At 44.2% G+C, this 22722-nt stretch carries 17 protein-coding genes; 9 read left to right on the top strand and 8 right to left on the bottom strand.

The genetic code is table 11. The features are described 5' to 3' along the window. Window positions 1–29 precede the first annotated feature (29 nt). Window positions 30–947: a dihydrodipicolinate synthase family protein gene (locus AC1EK4_RS02795; RefSeq protein ID WP_036895821.1), complete on the top strand. Its 918-nt coding sequence runs from the start codon at window positions 30–32 to the stop codon at window positions 945–947. A 135-nt stretch (window positions 948–1082) separates the two neighbouring features. Here AC1EK4_RS02795 and AC1EK4_RS02790 read toward each other — a convergent pair whose 3' ends face one another. The 8 genes from AC1EK4_RS02790 to AC1EK4_RS02755 all read right to left on the bottom strand — a co-directional run bounded on the left by AC1EK4_RS02790 (window position 1083) and on the right by AC1EK4_RS02755 (window position 10034). Further along, window positions 1083–1721, bottom strand: a complete 639-nt coding sequence (locus AC1EK4_RS02790) for a LuxR C-terminal-related transcriptional regulator (RefSeq protein ID WP_480356935.1) — start codon at window positions 1719–1721, stop codon at window positions 1083–1085. 24 nt (window positions 1722–1745) lie between these two features. Continuing rightward, on the bottom strand, window positions 1746–4364 hold the full coding sequence (locus AC1EK4_RS02785) for a DUF5686 family protein (protein ID WP_480356934.1): 2619 nt from the start codon (window positions 4362–4364) through the stop codon (window positions 1746–1748). Next, entirely contained in the window at window positions 4361–5065 is a 705-nt protein-coding gene (locus AC1EK4_RS02780; RefSeq protein ID WP_480356932.1) for an HAD family hydrolase, read from the bottom strand. Before AC1EK4_RS02780 ends, AC1EK4_RS02785 begins: the two co-directional genes overlap by 4 nt. A 27-nt stretch (window positions 5066–5092) precedes the next feature. Then, complete coding sequence (locus AC1EK4_RS02775) at window positions 5093–6016, bottom strand: CDP-alcohol phosphatidyltransferase family protein (protein WP_480356930.1); 924 nt, start codon at window positions 6014–6016, stop codon at window positions 5093–5095. Between the two features lie 5 nt (window positions 6017–6021). Then, window positions 6022–6831, bottom strand: a complete 810-nt coding sequence (locus tag AC1EK4_RS02770; protein ID WP_480356929.1) for an ATP-grasp domain-containing protein — start codon at window positions 6829–6831, stop codon at window positions 6022–6024. A 1-nt stretch (window position 6832) separates the two neighbouring features. Further along, window positions 6833–7558 carry a sugar phosphate nucleotidyltransferase gene (locus AC1EK4_RS02765; RefSeq protein ID WP_036895830.1) on the bottom strand — a complete coding sequence of 242 codons (726 nt, stop codon included), beginning with the start codon at window positions 7556–7558 and terminating at the stop codon, window positions 6833–6835. Between the two features lie 154 nt (window positions 7559–7712). Then, window positions 7713–8474, bottom strand: coding sequence for a GIN domain-containing protein (locus AC1EK4_RS02760; RefSeq protein ID WP_036895832.1), 762 nt, complete (start codon window positions 8472–8474; stop codon window positions 7713–7715). A 291-nt stretch (window positions 8475–8765) separates the two neighbouring features. Then, the gene (locus tag AC1EK4_RS02755; RefSeq protein ID WP_480356926.1) at window positions 8766–10034 is read right to left on the bottom strand and encodes a Gfo/Idh/MocA family protein; all 1269 of its coding nucleotides are present in this window, start codon (window positions 10032–10034) and stop codon (window positions 8766–8768) included. A 214-nt stretch (window positions 10035–10248) separates the two neighbouring features. Between AC1EK4_RS02755 and epsC the strand changes: the two genes are divergently transcribed. From epsC to AC1EK4_RS02715, 8 genes are all read left to right on the top strand, one after another. After that, on the top strand, window positions 10249–11145 hold the full coding sequence (epsC, locus tag AC1EK4_RS02750) for a serine O-acetyltransferase EpsC (RefSeq protein WP_062432659.1): 897 nt from the start codon (window positions 10249–10251) through the stop codon (window positions 11143–11145). A gap of 17 nt (window positions 11146–11162) precedes the next feature. Continuing rightward, window positions 11163–12626: a THUMP domain-containing class I SAM-dependent RNA methyltransferase gene (locus AC1EK4_RS02745; protein ID WP_062432657.1), complete on the top strand. Its 1464-nt coding sequence runs from the start codon at window positions 11163–11165 to the stop codon at window positions 12624–12626. Beyond that, window positions 12616–14796 (top strand): S9 family peptidase, encoded by a 2181-nt coding sequence (locus AC1EK4_RS02740; RefSeq protein ID WP_036895989.1) that lies wholly within the window; start codon window positions 12616–12618, stop codon window positions 14794–14796. Before AC1EK4_RS02745 ends, AC1EK4_RS02740 begins: the two co-directional genes overlap by 11 nt. A 51-nt stretch (window positions 14797–14847) precedes the next feature. After that, entirely contained in the window at window positions 14848–16116 is a 1269-nt protein-coding gene (purD, locus tag AC1EK4_RS02735; RefSeq protein WP_036895839.1) for a phosphoribosylamine--glycine ligase, read from the top strand. 48 nt (window positions 16117–16164) lie between these two features. Further along, complete coding sequence (locus AC1EK4_RS02730; RefSeq protein ID WP_036895842.1) at window positions 16165–17103, top strand: hypothetical protein; 939 nt, start codon at window positions 16165–16167, stop codon at window positions 17101–17103. After that, complete coding sequence (locus tag AC1EK4_RS02725) at window positions 17079–18311, top strand: metal ABC transporter solute-binding protein, Zn/Mn family (RefSeq protein ID WP_480356924.1); 1233 nt, start codon at window positions 17079–17081, stop codon at window positions 18309–18311. The genes AC1EK4_RS02730 and AC1EK4_RS02725 overlap by 25 nt, the downstream gene beginning before the upstream one ends. Before the next feature lie 3 nt (window positions 18312–18314). Beyond that, complete coding sequence (locus AC1EK4_RS02720; RefSeq protein ID WP_480356923.1) at window positions 18315–19025, top strand: metal ABC transporter ATP-binding protein; 711 nt, start codon at window positions 18315–18317, stop codon at window positions 19023–19025. Between the two features lie 336 nt (window positions 19026–19361). Then, the gene (locus AC1EK4_RS02715; RefSeq protein ID WP_480356922.1) at window positions 19362–22718 is read left to right on the top strand and encodes a glycosyltransferase family 117 protein; all 3357 of its coding nucleotides are present in this window, start codon (window positions 19362–19364) and stop codon (window positions 22716–22718) included. Window positions 22719–22722 lie beyond the last annotated feature (4 nt).

The raw sequence follows: 22722 nt of genomic DNA, 5'->3' as shown, positions 1-22722 counted from the left end.
AACATAAAAACATACATATAATTATGAATATGGAAAAGATTATTGGATTGATTGACGCACCATTTACTCCGTTTTATGAGAATGGCGACGTAAACTTAGAACCCATCGGAGCATATGCTCGTATGCTGCAAAAGAATGGGTTAAAGGGTGTTTTCATCAATGGTTCTTCCGGTGAAGGCTACATGCTGACTACCGAAGAACGCAAACAACTGGCCGAAAAATGGATTGCCGAAGCTCCCGAAGGATTCAAGGTGATTGTCCATGTAGGAAGCTGCTGTCTGCGCGACAGCCGAGAATTGGCTGCCCATGCACAGCAGATTGGCGCTTTCGGTATCGGTTCTATGGCGCCTCCATTCCCTAAAATCGGACGCATTGAAGAACTAGTAGAATACTGTGAAGAGATAGCTGCCGCTGCACCGGAGTTGCCTTTCTACTATTATCACATCCCTGCTTTCAACGGAGCATTCCTCCCCATGCTCGACTTATTGAAGGCTGTAGACAGTCGTATACCTAACTTCGCCGGCATCAAATATACCTTTGAGAGCCTGTATGAGTACAACCAATGCCGCTTGTATAAGAACGGTAAGTTTGATATGTTGCACGGACAGGACGAAACCATCCTGCCTTCACTTGCTCAAGGTGGTGCTCAAGGTGGTATCGGGGGTACAACCAACTACAATGGACGCGAGTTGACAGCCATCATCGACGCTTGGAAGAAGGGCGATATTGAGGCAGCTCGCGAACATCAGAACTTCGCTCAGGAGGTCATCAACGTCATTTGCCATTATCGCGGAAACATCGTTGGAGGCAAACGTATCATGAAATTGATGGGCTTCGACCTTGGTCCTAATCGTAAACCATTCCGCAATATGACAGCAGAAGAGGAAGATGCCATGCGCAAAGAACTAGAAGCCATCAACTTCTTCGAGCGTTGTAATCAGTTCTAAAGATTAATATGAGGATTCCAAGGAATCCATTACTAATAATTGCAAAGGCCTTGCAGCGATGCTGTAAGGCCTTTACTGTAATGCTGACTAATTGAGACAGCAATGCTGCCAAAGCTTAGCAGCAACATCAAAGTATTATATGTAATACTCGGCAGAGTCTATCAAGCCTGCCCGAAGTGCATATTTAGTGGCTTCATGCACATTATTCACGCTTAGTTTACGGAAGATATTCTTGCGATGGGTATTGATGGTGTGGAAACTGGAAAACCTTTTTTCAGCAATCTCCTTGGTCGTCATACCGAGCGCTATATCCTTTAATATTTCGGTTTCTGTCTTCGTAAGCTCCACTCTTTCTTCCATCTGAGGAACCGGAGCCAGCAACATCTCTGCCATACGTTGGCTGATGAAACGTTGTTTCCGAATAGCATAATCTATCGAAGTCTTTATCTCTGACAAGGGAGATTCTTTCATAACGATACTGAATTCAGGGCCGCTTGCAATCAAATAGCGTACAAAATCCAAACTCAAATCTTCACTGAAAAGTATCCAATGGACTCGTTTGAAACGCTGGCTTAGAATCACCAATTCCTCACCATCATTAATATCGAACAGCGTATAATCGAGAATAACAATGCTGTCGGGATATTCGTGCAAACCCAACAATAGTTCTCCCTTATCCTCTATATACTTATAGTCTGCATCCGGTAGTCGCTCTATCAGATACATGAGGCCTGCGCGGGTGATATCTTGCCTGTCTGCGAGGAATATTTTCATATTGATTGTATTTTAAGAAAGCCTCTAGAATGTCATACGCAACATGAAACGAACACCGTTTTTCTTTGCTGTAGGCAAATTGTTGTAGTTCATGCGATGTACGAACTCCACATGCAGAATCTTGAAGATATTGTGAATACCAGCCACCAACTCCACATATGGCCGTTTGGAATCCATCACATACGTACCTTCGGGGAATGCCATCAAAACATGATCACCGGCATTCTTTTCAAGCAATGGATTATTCTTGTCGGTCAATTTGCCCCACAATGTCTTCACACCAAGGTATTCTCTCCACTTCAACTTCTTCAGCAAAGGGATACGATTGAATATCTTACCATTCAAATCCCAACTTACATCGAGGCTCGCATAGCGGTCGTTCAAGAACTCCATGTTGTTAATCATGTTGAAAGTTCCCTCTTGTACTATGTAACTAAGGTTGGCCGCAGGCATGATAAGCAGTGGATAAGGCACCTTGTTCCATTGTGCTCCAGCCCTCAATTTCACATCTACCTTACCCCAAGAATTCATCCAGAAGCGCTTATAGACACCAGCTTCGGTGAAGTTATAGTTATACTGACCACCCAATACTCCTTTAATACCCATCGTATGGCCAAGGGTAAATACCGGTGCATCGAGATTAATAGGCAGTCGACGTTGCTTGGTATTAATATAAGTACGTCCCGGTGCCAAATTAAACTGTATGCTCAATTCTGTCGTGCGAATCTTTCCGTTGTGTAAATATCGTCCAACCTCGCTATCATCCAGCACTGACAAGGTAGGTAACATAGAAGGATTAGTGGCCGAAATCGCACTAAGAGGCTCGAAAAACAGACGTCCCACAGCTTCATTGGCTTCCGTTTTGAGACCTATAGTGGTCTTCAATCCCCACTCTTCTTCGTATTCAAACTTCAATTGTTGGCGATTGTAGAACATCATTTTATCTACCTTTGCCCACTTGAATGCTGTAAATACATTATCCTTATCGGTTTGCATGAAACGGTCGGAAGGCGACATCACATCATAAGCTGAGGTAAACGTAAGGGTACGCTTGGGGAATTCGCGCGGCAAATAGTCCTTCTTATTGAACGAATAAGTAAGATTTCCCTCGTAATAAATCTTCTTACTGCGCCATCCACGAGCCAAATATCCCGATGCAAACCAATGCTTATTCAGATTAGCAGTGGTCTGTGCGCTCACGCGAGTACGCAATCCATCAATGAAATTCTTGGTCAACATAGTGTTGATGGGGCCAATATCTACCTTGCTCGGATGGTTTAAATCGCCAGTTTCAACAAAATTTTCAATGAAAGCTTTGGCTCCGAAGATGATGTATTTGAATCCTTTGATTTGCTCAACTCGGTGGATAAACGCCTCCATAGAACTTTCGCTCTTTGTCAATTCCACCCCTCTGTACCTGTTCCAGAAAGCTTCGTCGCGCATCATAGAGTTGGCCTCACGCCGCTCCTTGCCCTTACCTTTAAACAATTGTTTTGGCAATTCATCGAATGCATAGTCGCTTAAACGGGTTGTCCGCACCACGAGGAACTTGGAAAGAAAGCTAGCTAGCTTCATCTCCACAAACATATCGTCGACGCTCAACACCCATTCGCCATTCTCCAATTTCTTGAATTCCTGCGTTACATGTAGATTCTCGACGAAGTTTACATCGCTTCTTTTCGGGATAGTAAGTTCACATCGTTTCACATGCAGGGTAGAATCGGCCAATACATACAGCTCTCCACGGAATCCAAAATCTTGTTGATTGTTGGGTAGAAACTGTAGATGATAACATAAATCATGGTCTACATAGACCGTATCTTCTATATAATAACGGTAAAACGACACGGCATTCTTACCTATAGGACTTGTAAACGGATACTGTAAAAGCCTGATTTGGTCATCGTACAAGTCGACATCGGTGAACACATCCTTCATGGCTGTATTCAGAATATCACCGGTCTGGATAAGTTGATTGATACCATTGGAGTTCTGACCGGTGATAATATCCTTCTCAGACTTCGGGTCTTTACGATAAATATGCTGCGAAACGGTCTCGTCTACCGATACAGGAAGAATCAGTTTGTTAGTATATGGGCTCGTCTCTATTTGGTCTATGAGCCATTGTTTCTTCGCAAAGAAACCGCTATCTATGTCTAATGGCTTAATATCATTGACTGCTAGAGTTATCTTCTGATACTTATTATACTGATAATAAGGATGATTATCCAAGTCTGTCTTCTTCTTGGCAGCAACCACACGCTTCATCAATTCCACTGCAGGATTATTCTTTCGAGAGTACTTACCACGACTACTTTTAACCACAACTTCGGTTAATGTCTTCGTATCCTCGCGCAGTTTTACATTCAATACCGACGGGGTATTTGCCTTAATCATAAAGGTTCGTGGCTGATAACCTACTGCACTGATGGTCAATACCCATCCTTCGTGCCGCTCAATACTGTACAATCCCGAAGCATTACCACTTACTGCGATATGGTGTCCTTTGTAAGATGCACTAGGATAAAACAGTGTATCGCCTGTCGCTGCATCGGTAACGGTACCCGTTATCTGCGCTTTTACTCCTGAAGAGTATAGCAACAGTCCTATTAACAATATGTATATCCTGAATATTCTTTTCATAACTGCTCTAAATCAGTAATCACTTTGTCGGGCAACGACTCGTCATATTGCTTGTCGGTCCACCCCTCTCCCTTAAACCATACGGTCTTACAACCGATCTTCTGTGCGGGTTCTATATCTTTATAGAAGCTGTCACCTACCACAACTACGTCTTCGGCGTTCAGCCCCAATCGTTCTACTCCAATCTTAAAGATACGGGAATCGGGTTTTCTGATGCCCACAACAGCACTCTCTACCACACTCTTAAAGAATTTCTCAAATTCAAATTCGTGCAATACAACTTCTACATTACCATAGAAATTGCTCACCAATACCATGGGATAAACCTTTGACAGGCGGGTCAATACCTCACGGCTGTGCGCCGTATTACACTTTACAAGTTCGTAAACTTCGTTTAATACGGCATCGTGTGCTCGGTTAAAGGCTTCAAGATCTGCATCCCAAGCCCCATGTTCGCACAACCATTCCATCTCTAAGCGAATCTTTACATCAAGCGTTCGGTAGAAAGTAAAGTCCGGTTTGATAATAGGACTATTGCCTAATGTACGCTCTCCATACACATAAGCATCTCTAAACTGCTGCTCGGTCACCGGGACTTGCTGCCGTTGATAGGCATACCACAAGACTTTTCCCCAATGACAACCAGCAGTATCAAGCGTTCCCCCATAATCAAATATATATCCTTTTATCCCGTCCATCATCTTTTTACGCTTTAAAATATTAAATAACTATTGAGCAAGTTTACCGGTCAGCCGACCACACAGGCTCTCGTGACGACTGTGCATATAGATATAAAGACAGGTCATCACCGACAATTCAAACAACGGATAGACCCAAGGACAATTCAACAAACACGTAATGTAAATGACAATAGCACGTGTATTGAAAGTCAAAATATTGGTATAAGCCATCAATGGGCGGCTTCCTGTTAAGAATTCTTGCCTCACCACCTCGTTAGGCTGCTCTTGCCAATGCTTGAAGAAAGCCTGAAATTTAGGCGTACGACGCTCTTGACTCTTGCAATAATTGGCATAATTGTAGTAGAATATGCGTCCCAAGAGATTACCATCTCGCTTCATCTGCTCGTAAACAGCACGCTGACTGGCATAATTATCTAGCTCGCTACCACTCTTACCTTTCAAGAAGAACAGATGTATCTGACGATAATAGTCGCTTAAAGAGCTTTGTGGAGAATGACAAACAAGCCCGGCAACAATATTAAGAAGCCAAATCCATACGCCCCACTTGACATCTGTATAAGGCATATACTCATTCATGAGGCGCAAACTAATCGCTATATAAATACAAGCAAACCATACATCGCCCGAAAAACCATCCAAAACACGACCTACCAAAGTCTTCTTACCGGTGAGACGAGCCATCTGTCCGTCGGTAGAATCACAGAAATTGGCAAACATCAACAGCAATACGCCCATGATATTATGCGTCAAATCTGTGAAATAGAACATATATCCGGCACCTATCCCTAAGAAAATAGAGAGGATAGTAATTGCATTTGGATGGATATTCAACTTATTCCAAAGGAGCGCAAACACCAGTCCTATGGGACGGGTAAAGTGTACATCCAACCACTCCTCGGTATCTTGGGATTTAAACGATGCCTGTAACAGCTCTTTAAAACTACTTTCCATTTCTTTTATCTATCATTATCGACGGCCAAACGTGCTATCTCTGCAGCTGCTTCCTCGCGACAACGAGAGAAGCTAGGCCAGTCATTAAAATCTATAATATAATAATGTCCGGTAGCATCAACAATGGCATCACCACCATAGACAGCCAAACCGGTAATATCAGCAACCTTTGCCACGGTCTCTTTCAAATCGTCTAGAGCAAACGGATAATGCTGGGCTTGCCCGTTAATCGCCTCTGCTCCAAACTTACTGATACCATCATCACTGGGATAATAATACTTGAAAAAACCTCCTCTAACGCCATAAAATTTAATCAAATCGCCCAGAACATGTGCACTCACCACCCAGTTTGTAATGCCACGGCGCTCAAATTCAGTCTTAGCAGCAGCCAATTCATCGGCATCTCGACAATAGACGACATCGCTTTTTTGTTGTGCTGCGGCATCGCCACGCTTCAACCAATAACCGTTTCGTCCCGTTTTTTCCGGCATAGGAACACCCATTGCCGCCATCATTTGCTCCAGTTTGGTACGCGAACAGTTCTCCACACTAACCGGAGAATTAATAACCAAAGTTCCCCGTTGCTCCAATAAGCGAAGCACTTGTAGCGTCTTGGGTAGGCGAGCCATAGAGAATATGATGTCGGCTTCAACACTCTCATCGAGCAATGATTCATCTATTACGACCATATCCATAGCCAAATGGTGTCCGACAGCCTCTAAAATCAGCCGATCTTTCTCCACAGAATTAGGTGAAAAGCGATCGTCTCGACGAACACCTACAACTTTTAACTCTCTCGTTTTCAACTCTTTCAAGTTATTGATTAGACAAAAACGTCTCTGCTTTTACTATATCCGACGCATGATCAACATCCATTACCTTCGAAAAGGCAAATGCTTTCAACCGGCGACCATCTCTAACTAGTCCGCGTTGGAAGTTGCGCATACGACTTTCTCCTCGCTCCATGCAGTCGGCAAGTGTATTGATTGCGCTCCCCGTCAAGCCATATATACCACCCGATATATACCGACATCCCTCTACAGAGTCATCATAGAATCCTGTCACATTCATCTCTTGATCGGTTCCTACATACAGCGGTTTCTCGTCATCAATGTAGTCTGTTACTCCCATCAGCCCATCTTCTCCCACTTCGATAGTCTTTTTAAAAGCTTGAATATAGTCAGAAAACTCATCCTCACGGAAGATTGTATCTACTGTAGTCAGCACGAACGGCCCATGAGTTAGATGCTTACTCAACTCAAAGAAGCTATGCATCGAACTTGGGGTAGACTTTACCAAGAAGTTCAAAGGTATAGGGCGCCCATTCAAACCATCTCTCTCAAGATTAACCAAATGTAAACTTACGTCGGACATTTTGCTATTACAGATGACAAAAATCCTCTCTGCATCATTCGCCATAAAGATTCTTATCAGTCTATCAATCAAATGTTCATCCTGAATTCTAACTAGAGGCTTCGGCGCTTCCACCCCCTCTTGGGCCAAACGAGAACCTTCGCCGGCTGCAATAATTGCATAATCCATTAAAACTGTCAATATATTAAACAGTGACAAAGTTAAGCATATTCACTAAAAAGCAAAAACTTTTTAGCACATTTTTGTTTTTCACGATACACATTATGCACACCTAATCTAATAAGCGTGCATAACATACATTCTATTTCACTTGTGTTCTAGTCTATTTCCCTACACGCAAATCAGACACATCAATATCTCCTGTACCACGAAGTGATTGCTTCAACTGCTTGACTTGTCCCTTTAGGGTGATGTCACCCACACCCGCAAGTTCGCAATCTACCGTTCCACAACGATCTAAACTGGCATCTATATCGCCCGTACCATGTACACTAAAATAGGCACGAGCAGCATTTCGTAGGTTCATATCAATATCACCTACCCCCCGTACCTGCACATCGCTGCTCACTGTTTCTACATGTCCGAAGCGCATATCGCCTGCTCCATGAAGCTGAGCTGCAAAATAATCGCATACAATATCAGGCACATTCATATCTCCAGCACCCCGCAATATCAACGATAATGTATCAGTATCCAGTTTGCCATCAACTTCAAAAGAGCCGGCTCCCTTTAATTCGACAGCCGTCAAATCGGGAGATGAGATATAGATAGTAAGTTTTCCATCTTGATTATTGCCAAAAGGGAAAAAGTTAACGCTGTTCTTTTGACTCAAGACAATACGATTTCCGTCGTACGAAACCAATACGTTATTAACCCTATCTTTATCTCCTTCCAATCGTACTCCCAAAGTATCAGCCTGCTGATAAACAACTTTTCCCAACAGACGGGTTTCTATTTGTTCAAAAGGACGAACCTGAATGCGTCGTCCTATCTGCTCTTTCGAGCTGCTATTGCTATACGAACGACAACCTACTGTACCTAAAATAAAGACAGCAACCAATGCCAATGTCAATAATTTCTTCATCTCTATCCGTGTATTTATTTGATTCTAGATGTTTGACGTAGACTTACTTAGAAAAGTTGCAAGCCGATATAAGAAAATAGGATAAACTCATATGCAATCTTCATGGCAATCACCCATTTTACTGCCGAGCACAAACAGCAATGTTGCAAGGGGCTTTCAGCATTTCTGCAGGGGCTTGGCAGCAATATTGCCAAGCCCCTGCAGAAATCCAACTTATCTATCCTAAAGAAATAACAGTTATTGGATTGTAATGCTATTCGACTTACACCACTTCTTCAAATAAAAACAAGACTACACTTGCGCAGCCCCTCTTGTGAAATCGGGAACGCTTACTGGCATCGCCCCATGGGCTATGGAGAGAGCCGACAATTCACTCACACAACACCATTCGGCCATATCATACACATCCATATCGAGCGGCAAGCCACGATGTAGACAATAAGCCAACCGATAATCCATATAAAACGACATACCACCACGTGGGTCTAGCTTGTGAGCCAAGGCTTGTTGCTCGCCGAAATAAGTAGGATAATGCGCTTGAAGCAGTGGTTCCACCACATCGTTACTCAACACCTGATTAGCAAACTCCAATGGTAATTGCAACTGTTGGAGGCTACCCTCTGCCAACACTACTTGTGGATGAGGATATTTTGAAGCATATCCTTGTGTGCCGACAACTTTATATCCACGACTATAAGGGCGTGGATTCATCACATTATGACTGAGCGTAATAGTTTTTCCACACAATGTTCGAATAAGCATAGTGGTTTCGTCGCCATTCGAGAATTCCTCACATGGTTTATCCATCAGGCGCTGATACACTGCTCCACCGGTATAAGCATCGCTCTGCATAGCCACCAAATAATCGAAGCGATCAGTGCGATGAATATCAAGCAACTGGCAGAGTGGTCCCAATCCATGCGTGGGGTACACATCACCACAATGTGTTCGGTTGTATTCTATGCGCCAAGTCGTCCATTGGTCGGTCATAAAATGAGTGTAACCACCCTCCACATGCACAACATTACCGAATATTCCACGATGATATAACTGCCGAATAGCAGTTTCAAAATAATCGTATACAGAATTCTCCAACATCATACAATGCCGTCGAGTCTGCTCCGCCTTGTCTATCAACTGCCATATATCGGTCAGCGACAAAGCTGCCGGCACCTCTATGCCCACATGCTTGCCATGCTCCATAGCACATAGTGCTATCTCGGTATGGCTCTGCCAATCGGTACATATATATACAATATCGAGACTAGACAATGCACATAGCCGGGCATAACCATCTTGCCCAGAAAATAAATTCACGTTTTCCTTCCCAATGACAACAGCACATTGATTGACAAAATCGATATTAACATCGCATAATGCTACGATTTCCACTCCATCAATATGCGACCATCGCTTGACAGCCGACTGTCCACGATACCCTAATCCTACAAAACCAATGCGTATTCTATCTAAAGGTTCCGTAGCCAACTGCAATACATCCTGTTGTCCTCTCTTTCGATTTGGTATGATAGTTGAAAGGGGTTGGGAATTCATCTTCATCTTTTCAAATGTTGATTATATGCTGCAAAGATATAGAAAAATAAGAATCTGACAGACAGTTCTGACAAATATGTGATGGTGGGACAAAGGATTACATTGTCTAAAAGTTGCTAAAAATCATAATTCACACATACAAAAAATAGCACATTCATACACTTATGCAGACAAAAAATGATTATCTTTGTTCCCAAATTATTGATACATCAACATCGGAATGAGTCATGAACATCTTACTCGTGTGTTGGCACAGACAGTAGAAGAGCTATCTGAACCACGCTCATTGAAAGGTTTGTTCCATCAACATCGCGACGGCGACCCTATTCCCTCAGGCAAGGTGCTTGAGGAAATCATCGATTTGTCACGTGCAATTCTATTTCCCGGCTATTACGGAAAATCTTCCGTAAATACCAATACCATCAAATTTCATATCGGTGTAAACGTCGAACGCCTTTATAAACTATTGTCCGACCAAATTCTGGCGGGCTTATGTTTCTCCGATTGTGATAAACAAGAGGATGAACATGTGATGGATTCACTTCGCCAATCGGCCGAAGACTTGGCCATGAAGCTCATAGCTAAGTTACCAGAAATCAGACAAACACTGAGCACAGACGTCATAGCTGCTTTCAACGGAGACCCTGCCGCTGACAGTTATGCAGAGATTATATCATGTTATCCGGTGATAAAAGCGCTGACAAACTATCGTGTGGCTCACGAACTATATAAATTAAACGTGCCTTTGATTCCTCGTATGATGACAGAGATGGCACACTCCGAGACCGGTATCGACATCCATCCGGAGGCCACTATAGGCCAATATTTCACCATAGACCACGGTACGGGTGTGGTTATCGGTGCTACCTGTATTATCGGAAATAACGTAAAACTCTATCAAGGTGTGACGTTAGGAGCCAAGAGTTTCCCACTCGACGAGAACGGAAACCCCATCAAAGGCATCCCACGCCACCCCATCTTGGAAGACAACGTAATAGTTTATGCCAACGCTACCGTATTAGGTCGCATCACAATCGGCGACAGTTGCATCATCGGAGCAAACGTATGGGTGACCGAGGACATGGAACCGCAGACGAAGAAATATAAGAAAAATTAAACATAGCAAATTAAACAATGGAATTTGAACTCATTGCCAAGACCTTTATGGGATTGGAAACAGTCTTGGCACAAGAGCTAACCCAACTGGGAGCAAACAATGTACAGATTGGTAGACGCATGGTTTCGTTTACCGGCGACAAGCGAATGATGTATCGTGCGAACTTCCAATTGCACACAGCTATTCGTATATTGAAACCTATCGCACACTTCAAAGCGAAGTCGGCTGACGATATGTACGAGGAAGTAAAGAAGATAGACTGGAGCAAATATATAGAAGAAGGTAAGACTTTCTCGGTTGATTCGGTGGTTTATTCAGAAGAGTTTAGAAACTCACGTTTCGTGACTTACAAGGTGAAAGATGCCATTGTAGACCAGTTTCGTGAGAAAACCGGCAAGCGACCCAATATCAGTGTAAGCAATCCGGACATCAGATTGAATATTCATGTAGCCGAAGATAAAGCCACACTGTCGCTCGATTCCAGTGGAGAAAGTCTTCATCGCCGCGGTTATCGACAAGAGTCGGTAGAGGCACCGCTTAACGAAGTACTTGCAGCGGGTATGATATTGATGACTGGATGGAAAGGCGATACCGACTTTATAGACCCAATGTGCGGTTCAGGTACCATCGTTGTGGAAGCCGCTTTAATTGCTAGAAACATCAGTCCGGGTGTATTCCGCAAAGAATATGCGTTCGAGAAATGGCCCGACTTCGACCAAGAAATGTTCGATGAGATATATAATGACGACTCACAAGAGCGCGAGTTCACACACCATATTTATGGTTACGACATTGATATGAAGGCCGTAAACACAGCAAGACTGAATGTTAGAGCTGCCGGACTTACCAAAGACGTAACGATAGAACAGCAAGATTTCAAGAATTTCACAAAGCCAGAGACCCCTGCTATCATGGTGATGAATCCTCCATACGGCGAGCGTATCTCCACACCTAATCTATTAGGCACTTATAAAATGATTGGTGAACGACTCAAGCATCAGTTTACAGGCAACGAAGCATGGGTATTAAGCTATCGTGAAGAGTGTTTCGACCAAATTGGCCTCAAGCCTTCTATCAAGATACCTGTATACAATGGAAGTCTGGAATGCGAGTTCCGCAAGTATGCTATGTTCGATGGTAGAATGAAAGAATTCCGTTCTGAGGGCGGTATCGTGAAGACTGAGAAAGAAAAAGCAGAAATGGCAGAGAAGCATCGCTTTAAGAAAAACCGCGAATTCAAGAAACGATTGGACGAAGAAGAAGAGAATGAAGCAGCCGATATTCGCTCCTTTAAATTCCATTCATTGGAACGTCGGGAACCTCGCCGGGCTGATGATGACGACTCACGTCCACGTAAACGCTTCACCAACGACCGCAAAGGCTCGTTCGGAAAGAAAGATTTTAAAGGTGGATTCGGTAAAGGTGACCGTCGCACAGGATTTGATAAAAGACGTAAAAGATTTGATAATGATGAAGATTAAGAGTTTACTTACCATTCTATTCATAGCAACCACGACCATGAGTCAGGCGCAATTAAAGCACTTTACCCTTGAAGATCTCAACTTCGGAGGTAACAATTATTATAATATGGTGCCCCAAAACCGTTACACAACATGGTGGGGAGACCAATTGGTGCGACTTGATGCCGACGCATGCAAGACTATTGATGCGAAGAATGGTAAAGAGAAGATACTCTTTAATCTATCAGATGTGAACAAGCATGTGGCCGATAGCTTGGGCAAAGTACATAGTTTATACTATGCAGAGTTCCCCTATAGCGGTAAGACGGTAGTTCTATTGACCAACATGAAAAGCCGTCTTCTCTATGATTTTCGGAAGAAATCGGTTGTTTGGTCACAGTCTTTGACTGGACAAGAGCATGCAGATTGGAATGCCATCAGTAAGGCCGTAGCTTATGTGAAAGACTCTCAGCTCTACGTAAAGCAAGGAAATCGCACCGTACAACTAACCACCGATGGCAGTAATGACATCGTTTATGGACAGAGTGTACACCGCGATGAATTCGGCATATCAAAGGGAACATACTGGAGCAACGATGGTAATAAGTTGGCATTCTATCGTATGGATCAGAGCATGGTGGCTTCGTTTCCCCTCGTTGACATCCCCGAAAATGACTGGAAGCCCCAAGATGGGCAATCGCGCATGGCTACCCCTGCTCCGCTAAAATATCCTATGGCTGGCGAGACATCGCACAAAGTGACCGTCGGAGTATACGATTTGCAGAGCGGCCATACTGTTTATTTGAAAGCAGGTGACCCTACCGACCGCTATTTCACGAACATTTCATGGAGTCCAGATTCCAAGATTATCTACATGTTTGAGCTCAATAGAGACCAAAACGATTGTCGATTGGTGAGCTACAACGCCACTACAGGTGATAAGATTGCCGAACTTTATCGCGAGACAGATAGCAAGTATGTAGAGCCTCAACACCCTATCGTCTTTTTACCATGGGATCATTCTAAGTTCATCATGCAGAGCCAAAAAGACGGTTACAACCACCTATACTTGTTCAGTAGCGATGGTACGCAACTCAAACAAATTACCCAAGGCAATTGGGTGGTCATGGATGTGCTCGGATTCAATACCAAACGCCGCGCGATTATCATCTCTAGCAATGAGTGTAAGTCCATTCAAAAGAACACATGGCTTGTAGATATTGAGACAGGAAAGCGTGCTTTGATGGACAATGGTGCCGGTTGGCACACCGCAAAAATCAGCACTAGCGGACAATACATTCTTGATAACTATTCCGAACCGACTGTTCCACGCAACATCGACATCATGAATACGGAGAATGGAAAGCACATCCGCTACTTCACTGCGGTCAATCCATGGAAAGATTACGATGTTCCGGAATACAGTTGCGGCTCTTTGAAAGCCGCAGATGGTACCACCGACCTTTATTATCGTATGGTGAAACCTACCAATTTCGACCCAACGAAAAAATATCCGACTATCATTTACGTTTACGGAGGGCCTCATGCACACAACGTAGATGCCCGTTGGCACTATGCAAGTCGTGGTTGGGAGACTTTCATGGCGCAGAGTGGATACCTTCTTTTCATTCTTGATAACCGCGGAAGTGAGAATCGTGGCAAGGCTTTCGAGCAGGCTACATTCCGCCAACTTGGCCAAGAAGAGATGAAAGACCAAATGCAAGGCATCGCATACTTGAAGACATTGCCCTATGTGGATGCCGATAAGATAGGCGTACATGGCTGGAGTTTCGGCGGATTTATGACCACCTCGCTCATGACCAACTATCCCGACGTGTTCAAAGTGGGCGTTGCCGGTGGTCCGGTTATCGATTGGAAGTGGTACGAAGTGATGTATGGCGAACGCTATATGGACACTCCACAGAACAATCCGGAGGGATATGGCAAGACGAGCTTAATCAAACAAGCCAAGAATCTCAAAGGAAAATTGCAGATAATCATTGGCGAGAACGACCCCGTAGTGGTGCCACAACATGCCAAAGCATTTATCCATCAGTGCATATTAGATGGTACTCAGCCTGATTTCTTCATGTATCCGGGCGAGCCACACAACATGCGTGGGCATCAAAGTACCCACTTACACAAGCGTATCAGCCAATACTTCTTTGACTATCTGCCCGTAAATAAATAACAAGCATATTGGTGTAAGAATCTACATAACCCTTTAAATCCAACAACAACGATGAATATATTATTACTAGGAAGCGGAGGTCGTGAGCACGCCTTGGCTTGGAAGATTGCACAAAGCAACAAAGTAGACCAATTATATATAGCTCCGGGCAATGCCGGAACGGCCAACTGCGGCACCAATGTGAATCTCAAAGCCGACGATTTCGACGCTATCAAAGACTTCGCTTTGCAGAATAATATCCACATGATAGTCGTTGGACCGGAAGATCCATTGGTAAAAGGAATCTACGACAACCTGAAACAGGATGTAAGAACGGCTCATATCCCAGTTATCGGTCCCTCTAAAGCAGGAGCGGTACTTGAAGGTAGCAAGGATTTTGCAAAGGGTTTCATGATGCGACACAACATACCTACGGCTCAATATCGCACTTTCAACGGTACAAATATTGAAGAAGGAGTGAAGTTTCTTGAGACATTGAAAGCACCATACGTGCTCAAAGCCGATGGATTATGTGCCGGAAAAGGCGTCTTGATACTCCCTACACTCGATGAAGCCAAGCAAGAACTCCGCGACATGTTGGGTGGAATGTTCGGCGATGCCAGTGCTTCCGTGGTTATAGAGGAATTTCTCAGTGGTATCGAATGTTCTGTATTCGTACTGACGGATGGTAAAAATTACAAGATTTTGCCCGAAGCCAAAGACTACAAACGCATTGGTGAGCACGACACGGGGTTGAATACCGGTGGTATGGGAAGCGTTTCGCCGGTTCCATTTGCCACTAAAGAGTGGATGCAAAAAGTCGAAGATCGCATCATCCGCCCCACTGTTGAGGGATTGGCTACCGAAGGTATCGACTACAAAGGATTTATCTTCTTTGGCTTAATTAATGTTGATGGCGAGCCAATGGTTATAGAATACAACTGTCGTATGGGTGATCCAGAGACCGAAAGCGTCATGCTGCGGCTCAAGAGCGATATTGTCGAACTGTTCGAGGGCGTTGCCGAGGACAATCTAGACCAACGTTCGATTGAATTCGATGACCGTTCGGCCGTCTGTGTCATGCTTGTTAGCGGTGGTTATCCACAGCAATATGTCAAAGGTTATCCCATTTCAGGCATCAAAGATGTAGAAGATTCCATCGTCTTCCATGCCGGCACAGCTCTTAAAGAAGGCGAGGTTGTCACCAATGGTGGCCGTGTTATTGCCGTTAGCAGCTATGGAAAGGACAAAGAAGAAGCTCTCCAAAAGAGTTTCCGAGGTGCTCAGAAGATTATATTCAAGGATAAATACTTTAGAACTGACATCGGTCAAGACTTGTAATTCAATAACTATTATTCACTAAAAACATAACAAGGAAGGTATAGCAGATTGGTAAACAAGAGTTTACAGAGAAAAATTGCAACCAGTAGATACGCGCTCCCATTGACCAGCATCTATGCTTTGGGAGTGTGTGCCTATGCATTGATGGAGCATCAATTGTGGATTCAAACGGCTTGTTTGGCATTAGCCTCATTCATGATGGTACAACTTAACAATGCATATGCACTTATCCGTATTTATAGTCGTATGGTTTCCTGCTCCTTCCTCGTGCTATGTACGATGGCAGCTTTCTTGCTTCCATCCTTAGAAGGAAGCCTTTTACAGTTATGCATCATCGCTTTCTTCCTGTTTTTCTTTAGAGGATACCAAGATAATAGAGCCACCGGCTGGGTGTTCTATGCCTTTGCGATGTGGGGCATTGCCAGTATCTTCTTTGTTCAAATACTCTATTTTGTACCCATTCTTTGGGTGATACTCTACACCAACATCCTTGCCGGAAGCGTGAAAACCCTATGTGCCAGTCTGCTCGGACTGTCAGTCCCCTATTGGTTCCTAGCTGGTTATGATGTATGGATGGATAACCCTACGGAATTGATTTTGCATTTCCAGCAACTAGCCCTATTCCAACCTATAGGACAAATCCAGCAACTTCCATTCAACCAACTACTCACTTGCGGTTTCTTAATCATTCTTGCCATGACCGGAACTATCCACTTTTTCCGTCATAGCTACAACGATAAGATTAGAACCCGCATGTTTTATGAAGTCTTTGTCGTGATAGATGCAGCCGCGTTTATTTTCATTTTTCTACAGCCTCAACACTATTCTGAGCTACTACGCATCAGCATTATCACCACAGCACCACTCATTGGGCACTTCTTAGCACTCACTCGTACGCGGATAACCAACATTGCTTTCTGTATGATGTTGGTCATAGCACTCACTCTAACAGCCATCAATCTATGGGTTCCATCACTGAGTTTCTAATCAATTGGGGCAATTGGGGCATGCTGTTGGCTGCCTTTTTGGCCGGTAGTTTCTTACCATTCAGCAGCGAAGCCGTTATGCTAGGACTGTTGGCTGCCGGTTTGAAACCTTGGCCTTTAGTATTTTCTGCTACCATCGGCAACGTGATGGGCGGACTCTTCAACTACAGTGTAGGGCGCTTAGGGCGTCTCGACTGGATAGAGAAATATCTACATGTAAGTCCAGAAAACCTTAATCGTGCCACGAAATTCATGGGTGGACGAGGCGCTTGGATGGGATTCTTCGGTTTCATACCTTTCCTTGGAAGTGCCATCACCATTGCATTAGGGCTCATGAGAGCCAATTTTTTTATTTCAACTATTAGTATGAGTATGGGAAAGTTTCTAAGATACGTCATCCTTATCCTGTCAGTGGCCTCACTGACTTCGTGTACGGGTGGCAAAGTAGACAATCAACGCACCATCATGGTGTCCATAGAGCCCCTTCGTTATTTCACAGAACAGATAGCAGGCGATAAGTTCAAAGTCATCACCATGGTACCCAAAGGTGGCAATCCCGAAACCTACGAGCCCACGCCTAAGCAAATGATGGAGCTCTCGAAGAGCGATTTGTTTTTAAAAATAGGCAATATCGGATTTGAGCGCACATGGATGAAGAAACTCATAGCCAACGCTCCGCACACCATCATGGTAGATACATCAGACGGTATAGCCCCTGTGAAGACCCTTAATGGCTTCGACGACCCCCATACATGGATGAGTGCAACCAATGCCCGCATCATTGCCATCAACATTTTCAACAAGTTAAAAGAGATAGATTCGCGAGACAGCCTCTATTTCAAGCAGAATTTGGAAAATCTACTAGACCATATCAGCATGGTAGACAACGAGGTGAGAGAGCATATCACTCAGGAAAAGGCCAACGCTTTTCTCATCTATCATCCCATTCTCACCTATTTTGCCCGCGACTATGGGCTTACTCAAATACCTGTTGAGGAAGAGGGACACGAGCCAAGTGCTGCACAACTGCAACAAGTCATTCGATTAGCCAAGCAAAAACAGGTAAAAGTCATCTTCGTACAAAAAGAGATAGCCAATCGAAATTTGAACGTTGTTGCAGCTGGAGTAGCTGCAAAGCAATCTATCATCAATCCACTAGGCTACCATTGGGATCAAGAGATGGTTTATATTGCAAAACTTTTGAAGTAAGACATGGCACAACCAATCATCGAACTCAACCATATCTCAGCCACCTACGGAGCTGTCATGGCATTGGAAGACGTGTCGTTGAAAGTCTACGACCACGACTATCTAGGCATCATAGGGCCTAACGGGGGTGGCAAAACTACGCTCATGCGCGTCATACTCGGCCTGATGAAGCCACAAACAGGAGAAATTATCTACCGACGCGAAGGCAAAGTTGTAAATGAACTTTCCATGGGTTATCTGCCACAATATAACAAAATAGACCGCAAATTTCCTATTTCCGTATACGAAGTGGTACTCTCCGGACTCAGCAGACAGAAACGTTTTCTACATCCCTACACCAAAGAACAACACCAACAGGTACGTCACGCCATTGAAAGGCTGGAGCTCGAAGGACTCGAAAAACGACACATTGGACAGCTCAGCGGTGGCCAATTACAACGTGTATTATTGGCGAGAGCCATTGTTTCCAATCCCGAAGTCGTGGTATTAGACGAGCCCAATACCTACATCGACAAACGTTTCCAAGAACAGATGTACGAGATGCTGCACCGCATCAATGACGATTGCGCTGTCATTGTGGTAAGTCACGACATCGCCGAAATCATTGAGAACGTGAAACACGTAGCTTGTGTCAATCGCACACTGCATTATCATGAACACACCGACATACCCATAACCAAAATAGAACAGCATTTTCTATCTATCAGACCATAGAAGTGGTCTATAAAAACTCACCATTCTTCACTCCTAAATCCCCACTCTTAACTCCAGACCTCGTCAACTTGTCTACTCGTTAACTTGTCAACGAAATGACTGCAAAGCCTCGGCAACTTTCCTGCCTAGCCTCTTCAGCATTTTTGACAAGCCCCTGCAGCAATACTGCCTAGGCTCTGCAACAAAATAAGTTTGTGAGTTTATAAGTTCATTAGTTAATGAGTTACGCCATAAGAGAGCCTAAATAGCCATACAATAATGTTTAAAAACGCAAGCAATATTTTGCAATATGCTTGATTTAATCTATCTTTGCAATCATTATTCACAAACAAATTTATGAGACAGTACAAATTAGTGGACAATATACTTGGATGGGTTGCATTCTTTATTGCGGCATTCGTATATTGTTCAACAATTGAACCGACAGCCAGTTTCTGGGACTGTCCAGAGTTTATCACGACTGCATTTAAACTCGAAATCGGACACCCACCCGGAGCACCATTCTTCATGCTCACCGCAAACTTGTTTAGTCAGTTTGTCAACGAGCCTTCACAAGTAGCTCGAATGGTGAATACAATGAGCGCATTATTGAGTGCTACGACCATCATGTTCCTCTTTTGGACCGTCACACACTTAACCCGTAAGCTCATCATGAAGGACTGGGACGAGCTCACAACAGCCAAATTGATCATCATTGAAGGTGCAGGTTTGGTCGGTGCATTGATTTATACATTCAGCGATACATTCTGGTTCTCAGCCGTAGAGGGTGAGGTTTATGCCTATTCATCGGCCTTCACAGCCATTGTATTCTGGCTCATATTGAAGTGGGAAGACCACGCCGACGAACCTCATAGTGACCGTTGGCTCGTGCTCATAGCCTATATGACCGGCTTAAGCATTGGTGTACACCTGCTCAATTTGCTGTGTATTCCGGCTATTGTACTGGTTTACTGCTACCGCAAGTTCCCCAATATCGAACTTAAAGGTTCACTGTTCGCACTCTTAGGAGCGTTTGTCATTGTGGCAGCCGTTCTTTATGGTGTCGTTCCGGGAATCATTACCGTGGGTGGATGGTTTGAATTGTTGTTCGTCAACGTACTCGGATGCCCATTCAATACAGGTGAGATTGTCTACATCATTCTCTTGGTAGCTACCGTCATTTGGGCTATTTACGAGAGCTATACCGATCAAAGTGAGAAACGACAAAATCTGGCTTTCGTGCTTTCTGTTGCCATGTTGGGTATTCCTTTCTTTGGTAATGGTGTGGGCGCAGCCGCAGTTGGTATCATCGTATTGGCAGTATTGTGGTTTGCCCTCAACCTCAAAAAGACAGAGGGAAAAGCAAAGGTGAGCTACGTCTCGGCTCGTATAAAGAATACAACCTTACTCTGTATGCTCATGCTGATGATTGGTTACTCCAGCTACGCGCTTGTTGTCATCCGCTCATCGGCCAATCCACCGATGGATCAGAACTCTCCTGAAGACATCTTCACGCTCGGAAATTACCTGAGTCGCGACCAGTATGGCGACCGCCCATTGGTTTATGGACAGGCCTACACATCGCAGGTGGCATTGAAAACAGACGGCAATATGTGCCGACCTGTTACCAAACAGGGTGCACCTATCTATAGTCGCAAGGAAAAAGCCAACAAAAACGAGAAGGATTCTTACTTCATCGTAAGCCATAAAAACAAGTACCAATATGCACAGAACATGTTGTTCCCACGCATGTATGATGCTCCCCACGCCCAAGCCTACGAAGACTGGATGGGCGGTGTAGACGGTTACGACGTGGCATATGATCGTTGTGGGGAAGCCATGACGGTGAAAATGCCTTCACAACTGGAGAATATCCGCTTCTTCCTCTCCTACCAATGCAACTTCATGTATTGGCGTTACTTTATGTGGAACTTTGCCGGAAGACAGAATGATATACAAGGTAACGGAGAATTGGAGCATGGTAACTGGATTACCGGTATTCCTTTCGTGGACAATGCACGACTGGGCGACCAGAGCAAACTGCCCGATGACTTAAAGAATAACAAGGGACACAATGTGTTCTATTGCCTGCCTTTGTTGCTCGGATTGCTCGGATTGTTCTGGCAAGCATGGCGTGGACAATGTGGAATACGCCAGTTCTGGGTGGTATTCTTCTTGTTCTTCATGACTGGTTTAGCTATCGTTATCTATCTGAACCAAACACCTATGCAGCCACGTGAGCGCGATTACGCCTACGCCGGTTCGTTCTATGCATTTGCAATTTGGTGTGGTATCGGTGTCGCAGCAATCTATGACCTCATCAAGAAGTACCTGCATGTAAGTGGAACTGTCGTAGCTGCCGTCGTATCATTGCTAGCATTGCTCGTTCCAATACAAATGGCAAGCCAGACATGGGACGACCATGACCGCAGTGGAAGATACACTTGCCGCGACTTCGGACAGAATTATCTGATGACATTGCAAGATAAAGGCAACCCCATTATCTTTACCAATGGAGATAACGACACCTTCCCGCTATGGTATAATCAGGATGTTGAGGGTGTTCGCACAGATGCACGCGTCTGCAATCTCAGCTATCTACAGACCGATTGGTATATCGATCAGATGAGGCGTCCGGCTTACGACTCCCCTTCTGTGCCTATCACATGGCCTCGACTCGACTACTGTTCAGGTACCAATGAGTATGTATCGATTCAGCCCGAAGCCAAAAAACAGATTTTGGAGTTCTATAAGACCAATCCAGAAGCAGCCAAGAAGCAATTTGGCGACAACCCGTTTGAATTAAAGAACATTCTGAAATACTGGGTACGCTCAAAGGATGCTGATATGCATTTCATCCCTACCGACACCGTATATGTAACGGTTGATAAAGACGCTGTGCGTAAAAGCGGTATGTTAATGGCCAGTGATACCATCCCTGATCGCATGGTTATCTCTCTAGCTAACAAGGATGCGCTCTACAAGGGCGACCTGATGATGCTCGAAATGATAGCACAATGCGACTGGAAACGTCCTATTTACGTGGCTCTGACAGTAGGTGAAGACAACTATATGAACCTTGGTGACAACTTCGTACAAGAAGGATTGGCCAATCGTATTACTCCTTTCACCACCAATAAACCCGGTGCTAAGCGCTACGATACGGAGAAAGTGTACAACAACTTGATGAATCGTTACAAGTTCGGAGGCCTCTCCAAGCCCGGACTTTATCTCGATGAAACGGTCATACGCATGTGTTATACACATCGAAATCTATATGCCGAACTGGCCAATCGACTCATTGCCGAAGGACAAAAGCAGAAGGCTTTAAAGGTATTAGAGAAGGTTGACAAAGAGATTCCAAGCTATAATGTACCCTACAGTGCATCATATAACGGGTCTTATCTGTATGCCATAGGGGCTTTGGATTTGGCTCGTGCATATGCTCTTTTGGGCAAAAAGCAGCAATCCATGACCATTATGAATGACGTATGGAAGCATTCTAAGCAACTCATGGAGTGGTACTTGAGCCTCAATGCCGATCGATTTGCACAATCAATGAGCGAATGCCTCCGCGAGATGACTATTATGCGACAAATTGCAGACGACGCTCCTATGGTTGATAAGAAGCTGGCTGGCAAGTGGAACAATATGTTTAACACCGTATTTGCACGTTATCGAGCAAAAGGTGGAATCTTACCAAACAGGGATTAAAGGC

It is taken from the genome of Prevotella sp. C0026C3 (assembly GCF_056590795.1).
The sequence above is the reverse complement of the archived record's forward strand: the minus strand, read 5'-3'. Positions and strand labels throughout refer to the sequence as shown.